This is a genomic window from Rhodococcus sp. MPR-R1B, assembly GCF_058793255.1.
This window is the reverse complement of sequence record NZ_JBXAFO010000032.1, coordinates 37628-62543: the sequence shown is the minus strand read 5'-3', so window position 1 is coordinate 62543 and position 24916 is coordinate 37628. Positions and strand designations below refer to the sequence as shown.

At 60.4% G+C, this 24916-nt stretch carries 21 protein-coding genes; 15 read left to right on the top strand and 6 right to left on the bottom strand.

Features of this window, described 5'->3' with window-relative positions; all coding sequences use genetic code 11:
• The first annotated feature begins 330 nt into the window (after positions 1-330).
• The 7 genes from AC1Q61_RS28790 (at position 331) to AC1Q61_RS28760 (ending at position 5491) form a co-directional block, all read left to right on the top strand.
• On the top strand, positions 331-762 hold the full coding sequence (locus AC1Q61_RS28790; protein WP_047269116.1) for a hypothetical protein: 432 nt from the start codon (positions 331-333) through the stop codon (positions 760-762).
• Positions 763-911: 149 nt separating this feature from the next.
• Positions 912-1226, top strand: coding sequence for a hypothetical protein (locus tag AC1Q61_RS28785; RefSeq protein WP_047269115.1), 315 nt, complete (start codon positions 912-914; stop codon positions 1224-1226).
• A gap of 238 nt (positions 1227-1464) precedes the next feature.
• Positions 1465-1806: a helix-turn-helix domain-containing protein gene (locus AC1Q61_RS28780; RefSeq protein WP_064112288.1), complete on the top strand. Its 342-nt coding sequence runs from the start codon at positions 1465-1467 to the stop codon at positions 1804-1806.
• The gene (locus tag AC1Q61_RS28775; protein ID WP_064112289.1) at positions 1803-2630 is read left to right on the top strand and encodes an ImmA/IrrE family metallo-endopeptidase; all 828 of its coding nucleotides are present in this window, start codon (positions 1803-1805) and stop codon (positions 2628-2630) included. Before AC1Q61_RS28780 ends, AC1Q61_RS28775 begins: the two co-directional genes overlap by 4 nt.
• Positions 2627-3241 carry a PIN domain-containing protein gene (locus AC1Q61_RS28770; protein WP_075835704.1) on the top strand — a complete coding sequence of 205 codons (615 nt, stop codon included), beginning with the start codon at positions 2627-2629 and terminating at the stop codon, positions 3239-3241. The genes AC1Q61_RS28775 and AC1Q61_RS28770 overlap by 4 nt, the downstream gene beginning before the upstream one ends.
• A gap of 529 nt (positions 3242-3770) precedes the next feature.
• A complete protein-coding gene (trpS, locus tag AC1Q61_RS28765; RefSeq protein ID WP_064112177.1) occupies positions 3771-4811 on the top strand; it encodes a tryptophan--tRNA ligase in 1041 nt (346 codons plus the stop codon).
• A gap of 191 nt (positions 4812-5002) precedes the next feature.
• Positions 5003-5491, top strand: coding sequence for a DinB family protein (locus tag AC1Q61_RS28760; RefSeq protein WP_064112179.1), 489 nt, complete (start codon positions 5003-5005; stop codon positions 5489-5491).
• 75 nt (positions 5492-5566) lie between these two features.
• Here AC1Q61_RS28760 and AC1Q61_RS28755 read toward each other — a convergent pair whose 3' ends face one another.
• The 3 genes from AC1Q61_RS28755 to AC1Q61_RS28745 all read right to left on the bottom strand — a co-directional run bounded on the left by AC1Q61_RS28755 (position 5567) and on the right by AC1Q61_RS28745 (position 8574).
• Positions 5567-6010 carry a hypothetical protein gene (locus AC1Q61_RS28755; protein ID WP_143542642.1) on the bottom strand — a complete coding sequence of 148 codons (444 nt, stop codon included), beginning with the start codon at positions 6008-6010 and terminating at the stop codon, positions 5567-5569.
• Between the two features lie 140 nt (positions 6011-6150).
• Positions 6151-7416, bottom strand: coding sequence for a zinc-ribbon domain-containing protein (locus tag AC1Q61_RS28750; protein ID WP_075835706.1), 1266 nt, complete (start codon positions 7414-7416; stop codon positions 6151-6153).
• Between the two features lie 66 nt (positions 7417-7482).
• Positions 7483-8574: a hypothetical protein gene (locus AC1Q61_RS28745; protein ID WP_047269110.1), complete on the bottom strand. Its 1092-nt coding sequence runs from the start codon at positions 8572-8574 to the stop codon at positions 7483-7485.
• A gap of 1185 nt (positions 8575-9759) precedes the next feature.
• Here AC1Q61_RS28745 and AC1Q61_RS28740 point away from each other — a divergent pair.
• The 6 genes from AC1Q61_RS28740 to AC1Q61_RS28715 all read left to right on the top strand — a co-directional run bounded on the left by AC1Q61_RS28740 (position 9760) and on the right by AC1Q61_RS28715 (position 16447).
• On the top strand, positions 9760-10743 hold the full coding sequence (locus AC1Q61_RS28740; RefSeq protein WP_232354265.1) for a DUF6884 domain-containing protein: 984 nt from the start codon (positions 9760-9762) through the stop codon (positions 10741-10743).
• Positions 10744-11263: 520 nt separating this feature from the next.
• Positions 11264-12454 (top strand): hypothetical protein, encoded by a 1191-nt coding sequence (locus AC1Q61_RS28735; protein WP_125053040.1) that lies wholly within the window; start codon positions 11264-11266, stop codon positions 12452-12454.
• Positions 12455-12579: 125 nt separating this feature from the next.
• Complete coding sequence (gene mihF, locus AC1Q61_RS28730; RefSeq protein WP_047269107.1) at positions 12580-12894, top strand: integration host factor, actinobacterial type; 315 nt, start codon at positions 12580-12582, stop codon at positions 12892-12894.
• Positions 12895-13031: 137 nt separating this feature from the next.
• Positions 13032-13757 carry an HAD family hydrolase gene (locus tag AC1Q61_RS28725; RefSeq protein WP_052959772.1) on the top strand — a complete coding sequence of 242 codons (726 nt, stop codon included), beginning with the start codon at positions 13032-13034 and terminating at the stop codon, positions 13755-13757.
• 85 nt (positions 13758-13842) lie between these two features.
• Positions 13843-15639 carry a DNA primase gene (gene dnaG, locus AC1Q61_RS28720; protein ID WP_064112191.1) on the top strand — a complete coding sequence of 599 codons (1797 nt, stop codon included), beginning with the start codon at positions 13843-13845 and terminating at the stop codon, positions 15637-15639.
• 610 nt (positions 15640-16249) lie between these two features.
• The gene (locus AC1Q61_RS28715) at positions 16250-16447 is read left to right on the top strand and encodes a hypothetical protein (RefSeq protein WP_058228286.1); all 198 of its coding nucleotides are present in this window, start codon (positions 16250-16252) and stop codon (positions 16445-16447) included.
• Positions 16448-16514: 67 nt separating this feature from the next.
• On the opposite strand, the gene AC1Q61_RS28710 is transcribed toward AC1Q61_RS28715, so the two are convergent.
• A complete protein-coding gene (locus AC1Q61_RS28710; RefSeq protein ID WP_047269104.1) occupies positions 16515-18821 on the bottom strand; it encodes a cutinase family protein in 2307 nt (768 codons plus the stop codon).
• Between the two features lie 238 nt (positions 18822-19059).
• On the opposite strand from AC1Q61_RS28710, the gene AC1Q61_RS28705 reads away from it, so the two are divergent.
• Positions 19060-20145, top strand: a complete 1086-nt coding sequence (locus tag AC1Q61_RS28705) for a hypothetical protein (protein ID WP_047269103.1) — start codon at positions 19060-19062, stop codon at positions 20143-20145.
• A gap of 11 nt (positions 20146-20156) precedes the next feature.
• Here the strand turns inward: AC1Q61_RS28705 and AC1Q61_RS28700 are convergent, their stop codons facing one another.
• Together AC1Q61_RS28700 and AC1Q61_RS28695 are read right to left on the bottom strand one after the other, a co-directional pair.
• On the bottom strand, positions 20157-21026 hold the full coding sequence (locus tag AC1Q61_RS28700) for a DUF8176 domain-containing protein (protein WP_064112193.1): 870 nt from the start codon (positions 21024-21026) through the stop codon (positions 20157-20159).
• Positions 21027-21114: 88 nt separating this feature from the next.
• A complete protein-coding gene (locus tag AC1Q61_RS28695) occupies positions 21115-22326 on the bottom strand; it encodes a hypothetical protein (protein WP_052959771.1) in 1212 nt (403 codons plus the stop codon).
• 352 nt (positions 22327-22678) lie between these two features.
• On the opposite strand from AC1Q61_RS28695, the gene AC1Q61_RS28690 reads away from it, so the two are divergent.
• On the top strand, positions 22679-24865 hold the full coding sequence (locus tag AC1Q61_RS28690) for a helicase HerA domain-containing protein (RefSeq protein ID WP_075835708.1): 2187 nt from the start codon (positions 22679-22681) through the stop codon (positions 24863-24865).
• Positions 24866-24916 lie beyond the last annotated feature (51 nt).

The window sequence follows — 24916 nt, the reverse complement described above, 5'->3', positions numbered from 1 at the left end:
TCAAATCATCCCAGTTCAGGGGGCACTTTCTTCAGTTAGACACTCCGGTCAATGGAAGTTCTATCGGTGGATTCAGGCTTAGTGCGTGCTTGATTATCTGATCGTCGCCGCAGGCAGCGTGGACCAGGCTGTCTCCAACAAAAGGACCAACAGTGGGGAGCCTGCGACGAACTACAACCTGTCCGAGGCACTGGCAAGACGATCCCGACGTTGCACCATCAATGTTTCGGCCAGCACGCAGAAGGTGGTGCCGCACAACGCGAGCCGTACGCGCACTGTCGAGTCGTCGCGGGCTCATCGTGAACCCGCACGATTCGTTGGAGGTTCAACATGCAGATCATCGTTCAATCGAAGTTGGCTGGTACACGCAGGGACAGCCCGCGGCCGGACAGTCTGTGCGCTGATTTGCCGATCCGCCGAACTCCTTTGTCCCTCCACTTGGCGGACGAAGCCCAGGTCACCGTCACCGAGACTTCCGACGGAGGGGATGTGTTGTCCACGCATACGGTGCGAGCCGTGATTGGGGCCGGACCCGACGACGAATTCACGCGCGAGCTGCGATTGCTTGGCGAGGTTCCGGCCCTCGGGTTGCTCGACGTTGCGCACGTCGTCGATGTGTCGGGCACTGTGGCTGGGGCAGCAGCCGGCTGCGCCACCGCGTTTGCTGCGGCGATTGCGGAGCGCTTGATCGACAACGGCACATCGGCGCGGATTGTGGTGCTCGATCATTTCGAATCTCAGATCGCTGAGGTCGAGATCTGAGATTCACTATTCTCCAGCATGTTTCGGTGAACTCTCGTCATCGATTCTCGACGGTCGGGCGCTGGTTGAGTGCCGCACTCGCGCCGTGAGCGCGTGATAGTGATGCCTGGGCGGCGGAAGCCGCAGTGCAAGCGAAGGAGGCCAAAGGCATGGCACGTAAGAAGATCGAACAATCTGTGAAGGCCTTGCAGATCGCTGACCTCAGTGGCCGAATGATTGGTTCCCTCATCCGGCTCCGGTCGACGATGGGGGACAAGCGGGAAATGGAGGTCGAAGTTCGGCAGATCGGATTGGATGCCAATGACGCCGGTCTCCACGTCATCATTCGTAGGGCAGATGCCGAGGGCATTGACGCCGATATCGGTTTCATCGACGTTGAAGGCAGTGGCCCCGAAGATGATCGCGTATTTGCTTATATCGGTGAATACGATCTCGACCATCCGATCGAGTTGATCGAACGCTGACCCCTGCCGTTGAACGCAGGGCGAGTGGCTGGTCCAACCTCCGAGGCGTTCAATTTCGGAGTTTCTGTGGGCACTGTCCGGCGGCTTGTGAACGGCCGAACGGGTGCTGAGCGCGAGTGTTTGGCACTCGTTATTGGGGGTTCGTCCACAAGTTGTCGAAGGTCACTATTGCCCGGATGACCTCGACACATCTACACTGAATCAAACATCGACAAACTGATTCAGGAGGGTATCTGTCATGACCACACCCTCGACCGGCACACGGATCGAGAAGGCGAGGCTCGCCGCCAACATCCCGAGCCAGCGCAAGCTAGCCGAGGAGGCCGGCATCTCGCAGTCGACCCTCTCGCGAATCATCACCGACGCCCGGCCAGCAAAAGCGAACGAACTACTCGCCATCTCCATGGCCACCGGCTGCACCTTGGCGGAGCTGACAGGCACTTCTACGGTTGCCGACCGCGTCCAGTACGCGGCCAGGGCCACCAACGGTGCGAACATGGAGCAGATGCGCGAGCAGCTGATCCGTTTCCTCGAACTCGACGCCTACCTCGAAGACCAGGGCATCGGCGTTTGCCTGTGAACCCAGAAATCGAAGGCCGCGATGCAGCGGCGGAGTTTCGCCGCGAGCATGGGCTCGGCAACCAGCCACTCGCCGACCTCGTCGCGCTCATCGAGCAGACGACAGGCAATGACGTCGCAGTACTCGACGGTGGCCGGGACGAACACGGACTCACAATGCGTGACAGCACGCGCGACGCAGTGTTCATTGCCGTAGCTCGAACCAAAAACCCTATGCGTCAACGCACCACATTGGCTCACGAGCTAGCGCACGTCGTGTTCGGCGACTGGGCCATCGAGGACACCGGTGACAACCGCCCACCCCATGAGATCCGGGCGGATGCCTTCGCTCGACATCTGCTGATCCCGGTCGCCGGTGTGAAGCAAATTGTCGGTGGCGCATCAGCTGACCTCAGGACACTCTCGACCTGCGTTCAGCTTTTCGGCGTGTCTCCGGCGGTGGCGGCTATCGCGATGCACCACGCAGGCTGCATCGACTCACCCATCAAAGACCAATGGATGGCGATGACCACACCGCAGATAGCAGCACGGTTTGGGTGGGCTGACCAGTACGAATCACTTCAAACACAGTCCGACACACGTCGAGCGCCGCAAAAACTGTTGGCTCGGGCGATCGATGGATACATCGAGAACGTCGTGCCCGCACAAACTTTGGCCACACTCCGTGGAATCCCCGTCGGCGATGTCGTCGAGAGCCTCAACGAAGACGGAATCACTCCCATCGAACATCAGACGGAGTGGGCCTCCGCCGCTGCGCTGCCCACAGTCGATGTCGACTTCACCGACTGGGAGGACGACGACAGTGACGAGGATCCTGCCGGATGACAGTACGGCCGATCATCGACGCCGGACCGGCACTGAACTTTCTCGCCATCAACAAAGAACGCCTGCTGCTCGCGACGACGGGCCCGATCAGCACTCCGGAAACGGTCCGCAACGAGGTGCTCAGCAAGTCAGCGAAGGACCGCCGCTTCGCCCAGGTGGAGAGAGTCTGGAACAAGATCCCCTCACGACTGCTGGACGTGCTTCCCGATGATCCGACGCCCGAACTGATCGCCGTCCTGGGCCGCATCAGCCAGCAACCGTGGAAACAACGGTTGGCGACAGCAAAAGATCTCGGTGAAACCATGGTTATCGCGCACGCGGTGGTCCACGCCGAAGCCGGGCACCAAGTCACAGTGATCATCGACGATCAAGGCGGCGCCGCTTTGGCGACAACGGAGATCCGGCGTTTGAGCCGACTTCGTCAAATGGGAAAGCCCGTTGGAGGGATCGCACTAGTGAATACGGTCACGATCCTCGAGAAAGCCGCTGGAGGCATCCATCTTCCTGACAAGGGAAGTATGCGAGAGATCTACACCAAGCTTCGTAAGAACGACGACGGTCTACTCCCGATCGACCGAACGCAATTGCTGTCGTCAACCGTGTGGAAATAGTTCCGGAGAGAGTTGCTCTGCGCTGAAAGTTGGCAGAGGTCACACTAGAAGCCTCAAAGCAGAAGCCCAGGTAAGGTGGCAGTTTTGCGGGCGATTCTTTCTCGTTCCGTTCCCTCACCGCTGCAGGCTGTCCGCGATTCATGAACTACATACGGCCCGAGCGCCTTCGGTGAGCCGAGGGGTAGTCGGCGGGAAGCGCGGATATGGCATACGGTCGCGAGCATCTCGATGCAGTCGCCGCCGAGCTCAACAACCGGCCCCGCAACATGCTCGGTCGGAGTACACCCGAAAATCGCCTCCGCGGTTTGCTCGATAACTTGTCTCCATAGCCATCGCGACCGAATTGCACCATCGTTCGACACCGGATGAACTGCTAGCCTGACCAGGTGTTCGTGATCCGACAGGCATGGTGGCGGCTGCTCTCGCAGCCCGTCTAACCATGTCGTGGGCTGTATGCAGCCCACGCGCAAGTCGAATTCCGGCCGAGCCCGAGGTTCCGTACAGCCCCTGACCATTCAGGAGCCCTACAGTGACATCCCTCGAAACCACCACCGCACGCAGCGACCGTCTACGCGACGACATCGCCGAAAACCCGAGCCGATACCGAGTCCTGACCGGTGAACGCCCCACCGGCCCACTGCATCTCGGACACTACTTCGGCACCCTCGCAGAAAGGGTTCGCCTGCACCAGCGCGGCGTCGACACCTTCATCATCCTCGCGGACTACCAGGTCATCACCGACCGCGACGCCATCGGCGAAGTCCGCGACAACGTGTACAGCGCAGTGCTGGACTACCTTGCCGCAGGCATCGACCCGCAACGAGCGACGATCTTCACCCACTCCGCGATACCCGCACTGAACCAACTCGTGTTGCCATTCCTGAGCCTGGTCACCGAGGCCGAGTTGCACCGCAATCCGACAGTCAAGGCCGAACACGCCGCCTCCGGGCGTGCCCTCAGCGGTCTCCTGCTCACCTACCCGGTCCATCAGGCCGCGGACATACTCTTCTGCAAAGGCAACCTCGTCCCAGTCGGGAAAGACAACCTCCCACACGTCGAAATGACCCGTGTCATCGCGCGACGCTTCAACGACCGCTACGGCCCGGTCTTCCCCGAACCTCAAGCGCTGCTTACCTCGAGCCCCGAAGTACCTGGACTCGACGGCAGAAAGATGTCCAAGAGCTACGGAAACGCCATCACACTGTCGATGACCGCCGACGACACCGCAGCGGCAATCCGTAAGACACCGACCGACTCACAACGCCGCATCACCTTCGACCCGATCAACCGCCCCGGGGTATCCGCACTGCTGACCACGGCAGCATTGTGCTCGGGCCGCAGCGAGCATGACCTCGCCGCCCAGATCGGAGACGCCGGCGCTGGCGCTCTCAAAGAGCTCACCACCACAACCGTGAACGACTTCCTCGCTCCTCACCGGCAACGCAGAAACGACCTCACCCAAGACCACCGCCATGTCGCCGACGTACTGCGTGCCGGAAGCCAACGCGCGAACGAAATCGCCCAACAGACCCTCGATGAAGTCCGAACTGCGATGGGCACCATCTACTGATCGCCCCCACCCCATTGCGCACTCCAGTACGCTGGACATTCATCGTGTTGCGGCGATCCCAGGAATCCGCCCAGCCCGCCCGGGCCTTTCGCTTCTCCCGCCCAGCGAATTGCCGTTTTGCGTAACCCTCCTCGCCTGATGCCGAGCGACAGATCCTTGGCCGGCCATCTTACTGAATCGAGTGAAAGACCATGTTTAACAACATAATTACTGCCGGAACGGAGCGATCGATCATCGAGAACACGCTCGACCGGAACCGCGAAGCGCTGATCGAGACCGTGCGCGGACTCTCTGAAAGCGATGCCCGGCAACGACTCGTCGTATCGCTGACGACACCGATCTCCTTGATCAAACATGCGGCAGCCGCGGAACGGATATGGTTCCAACGGTTTTGGGCAGGACTCAGCGAATCTGAATGCGATGGTTACTCCCGACGAGACGAAGGTACCTTCGCTGTAGCTGGCGACGAGTCGCTGGCAGATGTCATCGCCGAGTTCGAGCGCGCTAGCCAACGGTCACGTGCGATCGCCTCCCGCTTCGACCTCGACGACACCATGGACACTCCCCGAGAAGGGACCGTCAGCATGCGATGGACGCTGCTTCTGATGATCCAAGAGTTCGCCAGGCACGCAGGTCACGGCGATATCCTCCGCGAACAGATCGACAAGCCGCTACTTTGACAGTCGAACGCAAGACGGATCGTCCTGTTCGCTGCTTGTGCAGTTAAGACTGCTCGGATCCATTGTGCAGGAACATCAGAGCAGAAACCCTCGCTGAGCATCCGCCACGACGGCCGCAGCTACACGCGGTGCCCAACTCTCGTGGCCGAGCAGACTCCACGTCGGATCACGACTATCGAGTGGTGTCGCTGCCAGCTGAACCCGCCGCATAAACCTTCCGACAACAGGGAAGGACAACGCGATCCACCTCCACGAACCATCATCAGAGGCGATACCGAGCCGGCTCATCACGGCAGTCGATAGCACCGACACGTCACCGCCCGCTCCCACAAAAGCGTCCGCCGAGACATTGAGAACAGCCGTCCACGACTGCACCGGCGACTTCGGTCCACGCGGTGACGACTTCAAGCCTGATCTCGCCCGCTGCGGCTTCTCCATCGCAGCTGCCGCCGACTGCGCCCACATCGCATCGTCGCCACGGCTCGCCGGCAACGGATGCGATCGAACATGCTGACGCATCTCGCTACATCCGTCAACGACCTGCACCTCACCGATGGGTTGGGTCGCGAGCAGAAACTGCAACAAAGACCCAACGTCACCTGTTCGGCGTACGTCCGAAAACGCGCCGCCATCGAGACGTCGAGTATGACTACTTCTCGTCACGAGACCTGGCCTTGATCGAACGTGCCGTGAGCCAAAGGGTTCGGCGTGTGTAGCGGATCCGGACGCCCGATCAGCGGGTGATCCGATTTCGGGGCACCGACAATGGCCAGAGCGTCACGATGAAAAGACGCACCGGAGATCGAAGCGACCAATACGACCTTTCGGTCGAAGACAACCAAGGCGGTCGATGACGCCGCGACGTAGTCAGCGCGCAGCTTCCACAGCCCGCGCGCCCGCTCCCACAGCTCTTCCGGTGCGAGGTCCGGCGCATACCCGATGTAGCTCCGTCCGAGAGGATCGTCCATGGCGGCAGGTGTGGATTCGCCCAGCGTCAGTCGCACCGCCGTAATTCGCGGCGAAAACTCCATCGGCCGGAAATGTTGCAGCGTCGCGGACGCGCCCTTTTCTCGGTCGAAGGAAACGTGGTCGAACGTGGGGTAGTGCCTGTCCTTGAGATACACAGGCGGCATCTCACCGTTCGCGGAAAAGCGCTGTTGCTCAAGGAATTGCACCCTATCCTTGATATCGCTACCCAATGGCGTGTCCAGGATATCGAACCCTGCCTTCTTCAACGCCCACTCGATCTCGTGCGGATAGACGTCAGGCATATAGTTCTGACGGAAGTGTCCAGTATCCGCCGGTACGGCCGAATACATCGCCTTCTGACAACTCTGCGGTAGTACCTTGATGATTCGGAGCATGCACGCACCGAGCACCGCTGATTCCGTCCACTTTCGCTGCTGTCGGAACTGCACCTTGTCGATCGCGACGTACAAACAGAGCATCCGAACGAAATACCCTTCTACCAGCGGGAAAATGTGCTCCCACCATTCAACGACCTCGGAGCCCCGGCTACAGAACAACGCGTACAACGCGCTGTTCTCGAGAACACCGATCGCAGTCGGCACATCGTCAGCGTGAGCGTCAAGGATCCGGCGGGCATGCTCGGTGATCTCACACTTGTCACAGGGATGCCCGAGTACCCGAAAGATGGAGTCCTTGCCGGATTGAAACCGGCGATGCCCGCAACTGTTCACTGTGCAACCAGGGGCTACGCAGTACAAGCACGCGTAAATGTCGCCCTGCTTCCACACCATGTCCGAACGACGTTGCAACGGGGTCTCTCGCCATTCGTGGCCGGCCGGGCAGATCCACCACACCATGTCGTTCGACGAGTTCGTTACTGAACCAAGATCAATCCCTGCATTGCGAGTGGGATGCAGCTGACGAAACAACTTCGGATGCTCATCCTTGAGACGCATAGTTCTCCTCCGACTCCTTGGCCCGTTCAACCACGATGAGCACGGCTATGTAGGCAGCACCGCCCGTCAAAGGAGAGTCACCTTGTCGGACGTTTTGATCGGCGCACCTTCCGGTCCCGCGATGTACGTCGAGATCCAGATCGGGTGATGCCGCTGCTCACTCGGGTACCACTGCCGCTTCCAATGGCCCCGAACTGTCCACCGGTGCGAATACACCCGCGACGGTGCTCCATCGTCACCGGTTGCGCGGGCGCCACTGCGAGATCGATACGACAAATACGTCACCAACCCCGGCTGACGACGCCGCCCACTCAATGACGACTTCGCGGTGCGAATCGTGGACGAGTCCACCAACGCTCCCTGTCGAAGCATGTGCGTGAACGAGAGAAATACGGCCAATATCTGCTCAGAACTCCAGCCCTGATAGATGCCCTTTCGGGACCAATCCGGAGCGTCATCGGGCATCCCTGGGGTGTACCCGCCGATATTCTGAAGCGACGGCGGGGAATCACTTTCAGGAGAACTCAATTCCGCCTCGGCAGTTGGGATAGGCAGATACTTGTAATCGCCGAACCTGTATCCCCAGCCCTCCCGAATCTCACCTTGATTCACAATGAAGTCCTGAGCCCCGGTAGTCGGCACCAACTGAACCGAAAGCAGATCATCGACGGTGTTCCACAGCAACACCAGATCGCCCTCCGATTGCGTCAGATAGGCGACACCAGAAGGTGAGGGCAGATCAGCGATCGTGACACCGACTTCCGCTGAGCCCTCACTTCCCGCCAGGATCAGCGCCGTCATTTCCTCGGAGGCAAAGTAAGCGTGCCGGTCCAATGTTGCTCCGCTTGTGCACCGATACCCGCAATAGATGACGATTATCTCCTGCTCGTCCACTGCTTCGTCAGACAAGGCCAGAGCGCCCTTGAACCCGAGATATCGCTCAGGGTTCGCAGAGAGCACCTCCACTGGCTGTCCATAGAATTTGCTCAACCCATTCAACGTCGGGCCGACAACTCCCGACGCGCGGAAACTACGCAACTCCCACACCGAGAAAGCAAATGGTTCCAGATGCTTCATGACCGGCGTAGCTGCCTCGTCGAACGCATCCAACAACAACGGCATCTGCGCTGGCTTCAGCTGCCCCGTCGACAACGCCATTTCTGCTCGCTGCCGAACCGCGAGTCCATGTCGCAGCTGAGCTCCCGGAGTGTGCTTCGGAGGTGCCTCCCGCACAACAACTTTCCTCTTACTCTTCGCCTTACCCATCACGACCCCCTGCGTCGGTTTCCTCTGAAGGACCAGATCCATCCGCGCCTACCGCGACGCTGTCCGGTGGTGCGAACAAGGCCTTTCCTGCCCCAAAGACCTTCCCAACATCATGCCTGATTCGCGAAACTCGAGGACTTCCGACATCGCCCCAGTAGCGTCATCACACACGCCGTGAGCACGAGACAAGGGATACACCGCGCAAGCAGTACGAGTCGCAGGTAGACCTCAACCGCTGGGCATTCTCAGGCGATGTCTGCCCTCGAAACCGGCCATGAACACTGGGCCTGCGGGATTCGCCCAGAGTCTGGCGGCATGCAGCAGGAATCCGGCGTGCAGCCCAGTAACCCACACCGGGCAGGCACCCTGCGCTAGTGCAATGCTGGCCACTCCCAACGGATCATGTCCAGGCGGCCGAGCACTCCAACAACCACGAGGGCGAGCCCACCGCCCCAGAACCGTCGATCCGACCAGTCGCGAGGTTCAGGTAGCCCGTCAATCTCTTCGTGAAATGCCTGAGCCGCAGAGAAGGGGTCGGATCGACTTGACTGGACCTGCTCAGGTAGCCAAGCGAAGTGCCCTGCTGTCGGCGTGTGGGAGGCGTTAGGCATCGCAATCATCCAATTCTTCAGAGGGGGCGCCTCGGTCGTCGAGGTCCTGACTCGATCCGAGTCGATCGAGTGACCCCAGACTGACCGGGCTGGGTGGGAGGTGCGGCACGTAAAGACATCAGCTCGACTGAACCCGAACCTGCTCCTCAGATTCAATGCCGCGCGAGCGAATCCATCCGTGCCGCAACACTTCCACTCCGTTCATAGCGTGTTGAGGACAGGTGCAAGCACATTGCACGAACCAATATCACGGGCGGACGCACCGATGGCACTCTTTACTGCGAAATATAGATACGACGACCCCACACTCACAGCGCCAACACCAGGAGCAGCGCTGATCAACGACGTCGGACTCGTCGTGTCAGTGCCCGGTATCGGTCCGAAGACCGGAGGCCGACATGCAGGGATCCCATTGGCAATTGGACCTGTTCACACCAGAATCTTCCGGCCCCATGACCGTATCGAAATGACTCTGCCGAACACCCAATTGCTTTTGTGGACCGCACCATTCGAGACGGCAGCGTTTCGTGCCGGATATCAGGGTGCACTGGCCAAGCGCGAAGGCTGGCACTGGCTGAACTGGACCATCGCGGAACATATCGCGCACGACCTCGAAGTCGAGACAACGGAACGAGCCGGTTCAGCCGACATCACCCCAGTCGTCGCCGACGGATCACCACTGGTGGTGGTTCCCTGCGGCGCCGTAAAGTCCGCCGTCGCATCACCTGCAGGCGAAATGTATCGAAGCGGATACCACCGGCTCGGGCTCAAAGCTGCACGGGCGCTGACCAGCCCAGAGTCGATCAGAATCCTCTCAGCGCTCCACGGTCTTCTCGCCCTCGACAGGATGGTGGAGCCGTACGACTTGCGGATGGGTAGCCCCGGATCGATCACCGCAGAGCTCAGGCAATCGATCAAGGGCTCTTCGATCATCGCAACGTCGTCGTCCTCGGTGGCCGCAGCTACACCCGTATCGCGCAATCCGTTTGGCCGAATGCCCGCACCCCTTTGGCTGGAACTCGAGGTATCGGAGACCAGCAACATCGCCTTGCCCGCATCGCCGAATGCGGTGCGCAGGCACTCACCTAACCCCACGATGACACCAGGAGTGACCATGACAGTGACCGAAATCCCGGAGGCCTTCGCCAAGGCATTCATCGCGTACGCCAACGACAGCAATGGCGACGCAGATGACCTGGACCTCAGCGTCTCCGAAGATCGACGTGAGCTGTACCTATCGAACGACCATCCCGGATTCTGCCCTTACCTGCAGTTGAGCTCCGACGGCGGTGATTCGGCAACTGCCGAAATCCGATCCGCAGTGAGTGTTCGCCGGACCGATGGCGGCTTCGACCGCACCGAACACCTTGACGCCCAGGTCATCGTCCCGCTCTCAGACTTGGAGGAAGCAGCCCGCCTCGCAGTCGAGTGCTGGATCACGACTCTCTGACCCACGGCCAAAGCATCGGCTATATCGCAGGCCTGCGCCGGCCGATCAAGTCGGTGCCATTGAGCGCAGTCCATTCGAGCCTGGCGCACTCGAATGGACTGCACGTAGAAATCAGCGTTGCTGTCCAACGAAAAGGCTTTCCTTGAAACACTTCCCGCAGATCGTCGAATCCACGAGCTCTGATCAGGGAGGCTCAGCTGGACACCAACGTAACCAGCGCTGAAACCGTCGTCGACGACAACATCACTAGGGTCTACCTACGCCAACGAGGACCCACGTATCCAACGATAGAACGATTCGTTGTGATTGCACCTGACCTGGCGCCATCGAAGGAATCCGAGCACTTCGGCGGATGGTGGAAAGCCACCATCTGAACGCCGCCGGTAGCAGTCAGCACCCGAGCTTCACAAACGTACGCATCTAGGTCGCAGAGAACACGGGCCGGTATGCCGCATGACCGGAAGCCATTATGCGATCCTGAGTCCATCGGAGAATGCACTACAAACACGAGGGGACTTTCGTGTCCATAGCCAACACCATTTCCACGAAGGCCGTCGTCGGCGCCATCAAGGTGATCCACGCGCTGCCTGAGAGAGTCGAAGGCGTCACCATCGCCGTCGACGGAGACACCCTGACAATCGCCGGTCGAGATGCCTGGGGATCTTCGGTGACCGTCCTGACCGCGTTACCTCAAGACGAGACCAAGAGTCCTCGCGAACGCATTGCCCCCGTGTGGGTCGTGGACAACCAAATTCGGACCATCGTAGAGACTTCAAGCTCACGTTCGGACCGAAGTGCGCTGACCTACAGCGATGGGTTCCTTAGGTTCGGCAGTCAATTCAAAGTGCGTGCCAACAAACACGACTCGTCAGACGAGAAGTTGCTCAATACTCAACCAACAGCAGCAGTTTCTCCGACGGAACTAAAACAAGCTTTGGCCGTTCTCGCGCCACACGCAGCGACCACAGGATCCAAACCTGCTGTGAATGTCCGTATTGGCACTGCGGCCGACGGCTCCATCTCTGTCGCAGTCGCCGGCGACTACTCCGCAGGGACCGTCACGCTAAACGCAATTGGCGGCACAAGCCGGCGAGCGGCGATCGGGTATACGGGGATCGGAGTACTGGCCGCGTCAGCGAAACTGCTGAAATCGAGCGCAGACCAATGGACCTTGACGGCAGCGGTCACCGACTCCACCTGCCAGACTGAGATTTCTGACGGCACGACGACGGTCATCCACAACGCTCAAACAGCGGGTATGCCCGATTTCGACGATGCACTCGCTGAGCCAGACGGCTTGCGGTGCTGGGATCTCGATATCGCAGACCTATCCGATTTCGACCGATTCCTCTCGGTACTGCCCCGAGTATTCAGTGCAGACGGAGCATTCATCCAGATCCGAAACACCGGACAATCCCACGGCGCGAAACATCCGATCGAGTTGGTCGCCCGATCGGGCAGCAACCTTGCCGTGGCTGGGGATTTGTTGCGCGGACAGAGCATCCCCATCGTCAACACCACCAGCGTGGACGACGTCGAGGTCGACGTCGCACTGCCACAGATGAGGCAGATCGTCACCAGCGCGATGAACGCAGGCGGCGGAACCGTCACGCTGCGCGGATATTCCCCTTACGAGACGATGGGGAAACTGTTCCTCAGGGGAAAGAACGTCACAGCGGTCACGATCAGTAGGATCCCGCAGCCACTCTGAGCAGCGATCGACAGTGCCGCTACGCCGTAACTGTCACTGCTACAACAGAACTACTCGGCTATACGAAAAGCCAACCAGGATCACGGCAGTGAATCGACTGCCCAACCCAGCAAAGGGAGAAGCCCATGTCGCTACCCGTACTCACCCCTGAACAGCGTGCCGAGAGCTTGAAGAAAGCCGCAGAAATGCGCAAGGCACGAGCAGATCTCAAAGCCAAACTGAAAGCTGGCACTGTGAAGGTCGAGGAAGTACTCGAGCGCGCAGACAGTGACGCCGTCGTTGGCAAAATGAGAGTCCTTCACCTGATCGAATCACTCCCCGGCCGCGGCCGCCAAGGCGCGATCAGCCTGATGGGCAGACTCGACATCTCCGAGGCGAAGCGAGTAAAGGGACTCGGACGTGTTCAGCTCGCACGGTTGCGCACCGAGTTGGTCGCATAGCTATTCAACTGATCCGGCTGTGGCGCCCACGACGAACCGACTGGGCGCCACAGCGACGTTCAGGCAACCAATCGAGAAACGCCGCACACACCCCAACTAGCAGGCGATCCTTCCTGTCCGGGATACTGTCAGATGCTATGTCACCGACCCCGCGACAGCCCGAATCACGATTCCGGCCGACACCCTGGAAGAACAAGCCGGCCACTCCCGGCGCGTTCGCAGTGATCGACATTGACGGGGTACTCGCGTCGATGGCGGAGTTCGAGCCGTTACTGAACACGGAGCGATCGCAAGATCGGGACTGGCATACTTTCCACCGGTCCTACAGCCGCGCAAAGGTGATCCGGGCTGGGCGAAAACTGGTCGAGATGTTGCAGTCCGCAGGCCTACAGATCGCATACTCGACGACCCGCCCCGAACAGTTCGCCCGAGCTACTTGGAACTGGTTGCTCAGCCACAAGTTCCCCCCGGGCCCGATCATGTTTCGGCACTTCATCAAAGACGGGTCGCGGCCTCAGGACGAGGTGAAAGTCCGGCAATGGTGGGCGTGGCAGGACGAGCACGGACCCGCGCAACCCATCATCGCCTGGTTCGACGACAGCCAGACCGCCAGCAACATGTTAAGGGCGCATGGCTGTCCGGCATGGCATCCGAAAGAATTCCTGAAGAAAGTTCGATCAGTCGGCGGCACGAAAGACGCCGTTGTCGAGGTACTCAAAGCCGGGCCGATCGACATGGCAACTCTCGACGAACGACTCTCGTCATCGCGCGGCGCCTGGCAGCAATCCGAAGACGCCTGGCAAGCGAAGCAGAAGGCCTGGTTCAAACGGCATCAACAAGCGCTACGCGATCGGAACCGATAGAACTGATTTGGCCAGTGCCACGCCCTGAACCAGCTCTTCTACGCTGAGGTGGCAACACCGAATCTGACAAGGGTAGGAGCGTGGAGTGGACCTGCAGAATCCGCGTACGCCCCGATTCTCCACGGAGTTCTTGAATGAACTGCGTTCCCGCACAAGCCTTGAACTGGTGGCCGCGGACTATCTGGACCTCAAACCTGCAGGCGTAGGCCGTGTGAAAGCGCTGTGCCCCGTCCATTCCGAGCGGACACCGTCGTTCACGATCAACATCGACTGGGGCCGATTCCACTGCTTCGGATGCGGCGCGAGCGGCGACGCCATCGACTTTCTGATGCAAGTCGACGGACTCCGCTTCGTAGAGTCGGTTTCAGAGCTGGCCAATCGTGCCGGGTTGGCAGTGCCTCAAGGTTCAGATTCCCTCGCAGACAACGATCTTCGCGCCCGAAATGAACTTCGCAGCGTCCTTGAAAAAGCGCAACAGCTCACCAGCGAATGGCTTCTCACACTCCCCGAAGGCCGAGCAGCCCGCGACTTCCTTCGAGCGAGAGGCTTCACCAGCGAGCACGCGCAGGAATGGGGTCTCGGGTACAACCCTGTCGGCGGCAATGCTCTCAGCGCTGCGCTCACCGCTGCCGGACACCCGCTCGAGATCCAACGAGATGCCGGGATCACCAAGGAAGGGGAACGTGGGCACTACGACGCGTTCCGCGGCCGATTGATGTGGCCGATCCACGACCCGCAAGGGCGCATAGTCGGATTCACCGGACGCGACCTCACCGGAACGGCGCCAGCGAAGTACCTCAACACCAGCGGCACCGACCTGTTCCATAAAGGTGATCTGCTGTTCGGCTACGACAAGGCTCGTCGTTCAATGCTCCAACGTCGTCAGGTATTCGTCGTAGAAGGTCAGACGGACGTGATGGCAATGGTCGCCTCCGGATTGGACAACACCGTCGCAGCATCCGGAAGCGCCTTCAGCAGAACCCAAGCCGAGCTGCTGGCGTCCCGCGTCGGCGACGGCGGTGAAATCATCGTGGGATTCGACAACGACACAGCTGGACGAAAAGCCGCTTGGGCACTGTTCCAAGCATGCCAGGGCTTCACGACCAACATCACCGTGCTCGATTTCACTGCCTATGGCGACAAATCAGATCCGTGCGACGTGAGAACCGTCGGAGGCGCTGATGCACTGGTGGCAGCGACCGACAAACGGCGTCCCGCACTGCGCGCCTTGCTAACCGGCGACATAGGCAACTTCGATCTCACCACTCCGGAAGGAAAGGTGAACGCCACCGAACAAGTGCGGCGCAGGCTTTCAGCTGTGCAGTCCGCTGTGCTCCGCAGGGAGTACCAACAGTGGGCGGCAACTGAGATCGGCGTCGATACCGGTGACGTGTCTCCGACACAGTCAGGTGCAAGTCAGTCCCCGGCGACAGACGCAGCGCCGCTAGATCAGCCGTTAACTGATGCAGACTGCAGTTTGGCGGCGTACTTCATCGCCTATCCGCAGACAGCCGAAACTGTATTAGCGCAACTCAAGACCGATCTCTATCAGCTGTTCTCACGCCCAGTCGCAGAGATTGTCGAGATGTCCACGGTGATGTACCCCGCCGGCAGGCCAGTATCCGGAGACGCCGCCGAGTTGTGGTCGCAGGTCATGACCGAGGCGGTCGAGCATAAACACCACAGGCTGCTGTGGCTGATCGCATTCACCGAGGTGATGGACGCTGCCAGCGCTGTCGACACTGCATCGCGGGTGCAGAGACGGACCTTGCTGCACGCACAGACTCAGCTGCAGCAGCGATTGACGGCCGGCGGTGACGATGAGGCTGAGATCCTGCAGGAACTGATGCGAGTGAACCAGCTCTTGCGTCGTCGCGTCTGACTCGACTTTGGGTGCTGGATCCGTGCCGCGCAACGCGGCAGTGGTTGTTAAACCTCTTCTATCGGACCCACACACCTAGATACCGGCCTGCGACGTGAGTAGGCGAGGGAGGCCCACAACCATGACCAACAACGCATTTGCCCGGCCAGCCAGTAAGTTCGGGCGACCCCGCTCAGGCCCGGTGCCAGTCGCTCAGCCCCGAGCGGCCACGGTACCGACAGATACGAAGGACGATACGGACATACCGCCTCAGGACGCATCTCGCGCGGTTGAAGAGACGTCGGACTCCGAGACCTCGGCTGAGCCGGAAACGTCAGCCTCTGTGGACTCTGAGGCGAAAGTGGATCCCTCGGTGGACGCAGCCACGCCTGAGCCCGGCACTACGCCGGAGTCGGGGGGTTGTGGGGCGGTGAAGCACGATCCCCTTCCATCGCCAGTCTCCACACCTGAGCCGAGTCCCACGTCAGAGCCGGGTACACCTGAACCGGGGAAGCGAGATCCCGCACCCACGCCAGAGGACTCACAGCAGGTGAAGTCAGGAACCAAAAGAACTACGCGAACCAACAATCGACCGCGCAAAGACGTAGCCCCTCCAAACGCGATCCCATTGGTGGTGATCTCCGAAGGCACGGCCGCCACATCTGACGAAGTCCACATCCTCGACCTCGACAAGACGACCGACCTCGACGACGTCGATCTCCTCGAAATCGTGAGAGGACTGCGACCCGTCGCCGATAGCGAACTCAAGACCAAGACCGTCAGAACCCTCATGGCCATGATCGAGCAGAAGGCACTTGCAGACGGTTAGGCACGCTCAACGAAACGACTGTGGCCCACCCTCTTTGCCAGAGAGTGGGCCACAGTCGTCGTAAAAGCTACGCAGTGACAGAGATTCGCTTGAACCAATCATCTACCCACTGGTACGGATCCTGATTGCCGGCAATCTGAATGGTGTCGAAAGCTACGTGAAGGCTGTTGCCCGAGTGCACGGCCGGATTGGTTGCCAACTGCAGCAAACCTTGGTTGTCCTGAGCCAACGCCTCGAGAACCCGGGGGATCGCTATCGGCAACTTGTCGAATTGAAGGGGACTGGTCATACCGGCTTCCGCGAAGGCCTGCGAGATCCTGTCCACGACCTTGTCCAACCCGAGGTTCTTCATCGCGGTGTCCCCTGCATTAGGGAGCTGAGCGAGAATCGCTGGAATATCCGCGATTTGAGCGAAAACCTCAGGTAGCGCGTTCGGCAGAGCCGATACACCCTTCGCCAACAACGCCGCGCCAGCGGGATTGCCCATACTTGTCATGGCTGAACCCGCAATCATTTCAACCATCGACTGCAGCGTCTCCGCGGACAACTTCGACCGTGGCATACCCGTGATGTCGGCAACGGTGTTGACCGCCTGCAGCGAGAGCAAGCCCACCATACGATTCGCGCCATCGACAGTCGCGAGCTCACCTAGATTGCCGGAAACGTTCTTCCCCACCTGGACAAGCTGACGTGCCAGCTCTGAGTTTTCAGGGAGTGAGCACACAACGTCTCCGGGAACGCAGATTTCTGCGACGACCCCGGACAAAGCACCGAAGTCTGAATCGCGTTGCCCTGACAAGCCGCCACCCGATACCGCTCCCATGGTCACTGGTGCGACATCAACTTTACGGTTCTCGTTGACGTTGACCGCAATTCGGGCTTCTGGCTTTACTCCGTCCCCCGCCAACGACTTGGCGAAGTTGCTTGCGAGCCCACCATCTGCCGTGTTGTTCGTCTCGCTACCGGCCGCCGCAGTCTTACTCGAGGAAGGTGCAGCTTTGGACGTCGTGGGTGCCTTTGGCGATGTCGACGGCTTCGCCGCCGGCGCATTGTTGATTCCGTCGCGATTAGTTCCGTCGTCGAGGGGCTGCATCAGCGGATCATCGGTGACCGACGGGGCGCGAGTTGAAGCAGCGCCGGGGGACTCAGCGGATGAACTCTTACTGCTCGACGTCGTGGTCGGGCTGTGAGAGGTGGTCGTGGATCCGGACTGACCGGCAGCTGGACGCTTGGTCGTCGTCTCTGCCGAGTTGGTGCTGCTACCTGCAACAGAGGCGGTTTCCTCCGGGGCGGTCGTCGTTGCGACAGCCTGACTATCCGAGTCGGGGACGGCAGCGTGGGTAGTCGTGGTTGTCGTTGACTTCTGCGTCGACGACGTGGGTGCAGTTGCATCAGCAACAGCACGTCCAGTGTCGCTGACCTGTGTCGCGACTTGGTTTACCAGCGACCGGAATCCGTCGGTGAGCTGCAACTGCATCTGCGCGAAGGACGGAGATTCGACGATCTCTTTGATCTTCTCCTGAAGACTCGTGGGCAACGCCGGTTGGGTCTGAGTCGTGTCCGCCAAAACATTCGAGGTTTCTGGACGCTTCGGATCTGAGAACAATCCGACAGCGACCACACTGTCCGGGTTGATGCTCGTGCGCCGCTGTCCAATTGCCGTGGCCACGTCGCCACCGATTTCGGCACCCTGTGAGAATCCCAGCAAGATCTGCTGTGCCTCTGGGCAGCGATTCGCCACATCCTCCATCGTTGCCAACGTCGCTTGAACGCCAGTCGAGACGCTCCGGAGGTAACTGGTGCCGTTGACCGAGGCATCAGAGGCGTACGGGATGAATGTCGCTGACACCTGGTTTCCCAGAGCAGCTGTCAAAGGTTCCACCACCTGAGCGAGAAGGCCGACAGGAGCATTCGGATCAGCGGTAGGACCCGTCTCGAATGTGCCAGGCACAGCTGTGATCACGGTAGCTGCACACCGCGGTGCGGTGGAACCGGTCAGCATTCCGTCAGTTCCCTTGGAACCAGGGATGATTGCGCCCGGCGGTAGTGCTCCGGCGATCAGATTCACACCCTCCCTGACGGGCGCTGTGACGGCTTTGTCCGTGATCGCATCTCCCGTCACGTTTGGCGTCGACGCGGTAGCCTGTCCGTTCCCGCTCGCTGCGGCTGCGGTGTTGGCTGCAGCGGTGGCCGCTGCCGTCCAGTCGACGGTTCCAGCTAGGTCTCCCAGGTCAGGAATCGCCGAAGTTATAGCGGCGACCGTCGTGGTGGTTGGATCCGCCGAAGCGGACGCCGTTGCCGTGACACCGATTGTCACCAGCGACAAGGCGGTGCCGGCCGAGACCAGGCCCAGTATTCGTCTGCTTCGCTTCATCAGTTCCCCTTGTTGTGGCGGGCCAGCCGACTTGAATCAGGAGTTGATTATTCGATAGCTGTCCCATGCTGCTTCTCCGATACATGCAGGGTAACAGAGCGGTCACTGGTCTTCGTGGTTCCTCCGCAGCGCATCAGCGCACGTCAGAGTTCATTTCGGGATGGCGTCCGATGCTGCCGCTCTGCGTAGTTGAGCCTCATACGCTGGCTGTGCACGATCATCTTGAGTGAGGAGGCCTATGCAATTCGACACGGTGCTCGATACAGCCAGCCAACTACTGGCAGCGATCGACCCACAACAGCAGCACAGTGATTTGCTATCGCACCTACAACGAACGCAGGCCATTCGCATTGCACCCACGCGTGGACCTGCGAACGAACCCGATCTTGTGTGCGTAGACGGAGGTGTAGCGCACGAGCAAACTGATGCCCTGACGTGGATCGCCGCCGTTGGAGTCAGCAGTGATCTCCGTTCGAGTGTCCCCGCGACGATGGTCATGCCAGTTTCGTCGGAAACCGATCGGGCGCGGTCGATGTTGATGGCATTGTGTGAGCTCGCCGCAGCCCTTGACACCGCCGATCGAAGTCACGTCGTTTGGATGGACGGGTCGCTGGCCACCCCACTGATTTCGATCGCCACAGGGCTCTTGACCTCCGATCCGACGACTGCGGAGTTGGTCTGTGCAACATTGGCCGACTGCAACACCGACACCCTGATAGGTGACTACGTCCACTACGGACTGCAAGGACGTCTGCGAGCGCTTCCTAAGCAAGACACAGCATCTGGCTATTGCAAGTTGTGGGCGGCGCAACTCGGTGAGGGCAGTGGGGCTTGGTTGAACATGCAGCGCGACCGCATCGCGGCCACCTCAGTATTGCAATCGGGGGAGTACCTACGACCTCGCCGAGCCGATGAAGCACTGCGAGTGACAGCGAAGGCGACGGCCGATGCCCCGAAACCGGTGCGAGAGTGGGCACACGTAATCGATGAATTACTAGGTCACTGGCGTGAAGAGCTACCCGTCTTCGTTACTTACGTTCTTCCCCGAGGAATGCCATTGCGAGCCGTAAAGATCGAGTACACGCTCTCGGCCGACGTCGACGATGCCGACATTGACGATGTCGCGGACTCCGTGGCGGCCGACTTGTGCGCCAAAGTCAGTGAGACGATCATCGGAACCCGAGTGATCGAGCCGTTCCCTCAACACCAGGCCGACACCTTCGCCAAACGAGAAGTGACATCATTGATTACACAATTGATGGGCGCAGCATCGAGAACATTCAGTGAGACGCATCCTGCCGGGATCCGGCACTACCGGACCTGACAATTCTCCTGTCAGGCCGGCACGATCTGGGTGATCATCCATCCGCCCGGACCGGGGGCCACAGAAATCAGCATCGGGTCGACCTGCTCAATTCGCATCGAGTTCGAAGGCTTCAACGCGACGGACACCCGATATTTGTCCGGTGAATCAGTAGGCTCAATTGTGGTGCAGTGCAAGGTATCAGAGGCAATCTTGTCGATGTAGGGCTGAATGCCTGCCGGATCCATCTGCAAGGAAGGGTCGTAAGTAGATGCCACCTTCGTCCCATCGCGATCCACGTAATAGTGGTATTCGAATGCGGCGATCGTGCCTGGTCCGGTTGCTCTGTCGCCGACGCTATTAGTCACCGCAACGATGTCCCCCGGGCTCGGATCGGTGCAGAAGGGCGGTGTGACAGCGGTGGGTGGGGGCGTCGTGGACGGTGCTGGAGGGATGGTGGCAACCTCGCTGCTCGTCTCGGGGAAGGCCTCCGCCAAGGGAGTGCTGTCTTGCGGAAAAGCATTTGTGAGAGCGAAAGTTCCAGCGCCCACAACAGCGAGCGCGGCAACAACCAGAGATCCCACAATTACTGCAGTCTTGCGGTCGCGGAGCTTGGACGGCAGCGTGCCCTGGCGGATACCGGCGGATACCGGCGGATCGACACGGGGCTTGCGTGGAGCTCGCTGGTACAAGGATTTGTTCGGCGGGGGAACATATGGCCCTGATGATTCGGACTCGGCGGTGTTGGAGTCGAAAAGCTCAGCGTGAGTGGGTGCGGTGAATGTCACTGGCTCCGTGTGCGGAGAGGGGAGCGGACCGGACGTACTGTCGTCGACGTCGCTGCCGAGCTGCGGATCGAGATAGTCGTCGTCTGTTGATCCCCGAGTGTCCCAGTCGTTCATGCAGATTACCTACCGATACCGATCGGGCCGGGGAGGGTGCTGGGCCTCAGCGCCCTCCCCGGCAGGATGTGATGAAATCGTGGTTCGACTACGGAGCGATGACCTGATCAATGCCCTGCTGAGCAGCGCCGACCGCAGTATTGATGCGGTCAGTGAATGGCGTCAGCATTGCGTTGATCGGCGCAACAGCCTCGGCATGCGCCGTAGCCGCCTGGTCGATCACGTCCAGCGCAGGCTGTCCCGCGACGTTGACGACTGTCTGCCGGAACTGCTCGTTGGCGTGCTCGAAATTCGCCGGAGCATCGGCAATTGCCTGAACGACGCCCGCACCGGCCGGGGTGCTCGCAAGGCCTTGAGCCGAGTTCGACACGTCCTTCGTGATCTGGACAGGGTCCGGATCCGGCAGCTGAGGAAGCTCGGTAAGGACGAGTTCGTCATCGGTGGCCTCGCCACCACCGATGAGCCCGCCAGTGATCGCCCCACCGACGCCGCCGACTACGAGGCCGATTGCACCGCCCAATGCAGCACCACCTGCAGCGCCCGCTGTGTAGCCCACTGTGGCACCCGGAACGGCCGCGATACCGGGGGCGAATGGCAGAATTGCCTGTGTAACAGCGGCGCCGAAGGGAACACCCACCGGGCCGCCGAGAGCGCCTCCTGCGATTGCGAACGGCACTGCAGTGACGACGGCGCCGACCGCTGCTCCGGAGACCATCGACGCGGCAACTCGATCAGAGCGGTTGTCGTCGACACCAACGGAACGCCAGAACCCGGACGCATCCGATTCCCAACCCGCGAGTGTGTAGTTCGTCGTGTCGAGGACCTGATCGGTCATCCAATTCGGTTTCTTCGCAATGCGGTCACCGGCGCGGAGCAGTTGCTCACCCTTTTCGTCGACAGGGGCTTCGATTGGTGCGACTGTGGGAACTGCGGTCGGCGGCCGGAACGTTTGCTGCTGCAACGGGGGTGAGTAGTCCGCATCAGGACTGGTCGTCGGGATCGGGCGTGACGGTGCCTGCTGTGCCTGCTGTGACGGCGGAACCCAATAGGTGCGCTCTTCCGGTGGTGTCGGTGCCGGATTTGGTTTCGGCGTCGAAACACCGGCCTGTCCACCACCGTTGTTCTGCGTCTGGGTTCCCTGCTCGCCGCCGGCACCGGGAGTGGTCACGCCACCCTGGGGGGCCGCGTAAGCCACCCCGGTGGGGAGAGCTGCGAGAGCAAGCACGCTCACTGTCGCGGCCGTGGCGATCGTGCGTTGGCGGTTAGTGACCCGCCGGTGGTTTCCCTTTGATTTGCCCATTCGCTTCGTCGGGCGCAGTAGCGCCCTGCTCCTTTCTGCTGCGTAGCAGGACATTGGTGCAGTCCAACTACGTTCACGCATGGGCCTGAGCCCCTACGGGATGTGTGAGTTTCTCCGACGATGGAAATCGTAAACTGGGCGGTTCCGGTGCTCCTCCCCTTGACGCGGACACACCTGCTGAGTGCAGGGTCAAACACCACTCCACACCTCAATAACCTGTTGTTTTCTCACTTTCCGGCAACAGCGCCAGTGGCTTTCGGCGGCCCCGCCTACACAGAAGACAGGTGCCGCACAGGGCAATCGCCGCAGATACCGTCGCTCTCACCGCACCAACGAACCGAAATGAGGAACTGTGGACATTGGTGGCCTTGCCGTTATCGGCTCACCCTCAACATGCGATTCGGCGGTCCTCAATCTGAGCAGTCGCTCCTACCACCTCGCGCTACTCGGATCGATGCTTGCCTTCACGATCGTCTTCGACAACGGCTCCGAGGAGTTGGCGCTTGGGACGGTCACGAAAGTCGAAACGATCAATCCTGTGCACACCGCCAACGCACGAGAAGCTATGCACGTAGCGACGAACGGCGCCATCGAACACCAGTCAGGTGACAGCGGAGACACCCGCGCTGTCACCATCAAGGTCGAAGCGGTCTTCCGGAACTGGGATGGAAAGTGGCGGAAACACGCTGCGGTGTTGTCAAATTCGCCGGCGACAGGCACTCCAGTCGCGCTCTTGGACCAACAGACCGCAGACGAACTGATGGCAGATACCGATCAGCCGGCATACATCGGGACTCTGCGCGGCTCTTCCGTCCGAATCCCGTTCACATTGCCGGACTTCTCCGGTCCCCGCGGATCTCGGCATCTGGCCGTTCTCGGTGCAACAGGATCCGGAAAGTCCGTCTGCTTCGAATACGTGCTCGCATCACAACTTCGCTGGCCAGGGATGGGACAGATCATCCTGGACCCGCAGGGGCAGTGGGCAACAGAACACGGACTGCCGTTTTCGCTGCAAGGCCTCGCAACAGCCTGCGGCCGCTCCGTTTTCGTGGCCCGATTGTCTCAATCGTTGCGACTCCGAAAGGACGCGCCACTCTTCTTACGGCTCCTCGAGGAATCGAAATGGTTTCGGAACCTTGCCTTCGGTGCAGGTGCAGACGAGAACGTCGCTCAAGCCCGCGACATGCTGCACGCGGCACTGCAGGACAAGAAAGCGCTCAAAGCAGCTTGCGGGACTGATGATTGGACCGAATCGGCACCAGAGGCGGTAATGACATACCTCCTCGACAGCCTCCACGGGATTCTTCCCGCCGGCACAATCTACGCGGGAACCGAGCAACAGAATCGCGTGGCGCGCACCATCTATCGACCCACTTCCGACTCCGAGGGCGAACCGATCGCCGAACACATCCTCGATCGACTTCCGCCCGGAGCGCTCGACCCCTCTGGGCATCAAAAGTTTCAGCAACTGCTGGCTGTATTTTCCGCCCTGCACTCTCTGTGGTCGCCGTACTCCCCCACCGGTGCCATGAAGATCGCGGCCGGCGCGGATCCAGAATCGCTCGGGGCCACGGATCGTCGGCGTGACGCCTGGGGATTGATGAGGCAGGTCATGGCCCCGAAAGCAGGACAACCTGCGCCCTGGCTGGTGCTTGACCTTTCCGCCGACCTGTCACAACTGAACCTCGACGGCAACGATGCCGATACAACGGGCGACGTAATGGCGGCGACTCGGCTGTTGGACTCCGCGGAGGTGAAAGCCCGCATCATGTCGCAATTGCTCAACACGCTCAAACTGGCAGGCCAACAGCAGTTCACGGCTGGCGGAAGCTTGAACGTGCAGGTCGTCGTCGACGAAGCATGGCAATACGCGGGACCTGCCGATAGCACGCAACCAGACGCATTGGTGTCGCTCTCGAACCAGTTCGCAGGCGACTGCCGTGATGTGCGAAAGTTCGGCATCGGATTCGCATTCATCCTGCAATCCGCGACAGGCCTACGCGACGACATTTGGCGCCAACTCGCGGTGCTCTTAGTTGGATACGGACTTCACGACCAATCCGACATCAAACGCATGGCCGGCAGGGTCTCCGACTCCCACCTGGCGCTGTACCGGGCCGCACCACCGCCAGAGGCGACAGGTCGCTACACCTGGATGTGCGTGGGTGGCGCAGTGACAGGTCTGTCGTTCGGCGCGAACCCAGTGTTCTTGGAAAGTGTCACCGACCCGATGGCGTGGCTGAACTGGAATGACGCGTGGATAACCAGGATTCGGCGCGAGTTCTCCCAGCATCTCCCCGCTGGGGATACGGGCGGCAGACTCACCCACTTGCCGTCGAGACCAGGGTACGACGATCCAGCGATGGAGGTGCACGCTCGGCGCCGAGCAGTTGTGGATGGTCGCGCCAGCGCAACCGGTGTCGCCTCAGTGGCAGATGCGCTCGCAGGACGGCCTCAACGCCGTGACCGGAATTCTCTTGCCCACAACACCACAAGTACATGGACGAACCGCCTAGATGACGACCCCCCGCCGTTCTGATTGTCTCGGGCACCACGATCACCGGAACCGGGCTTTCTACACTGACCGCAC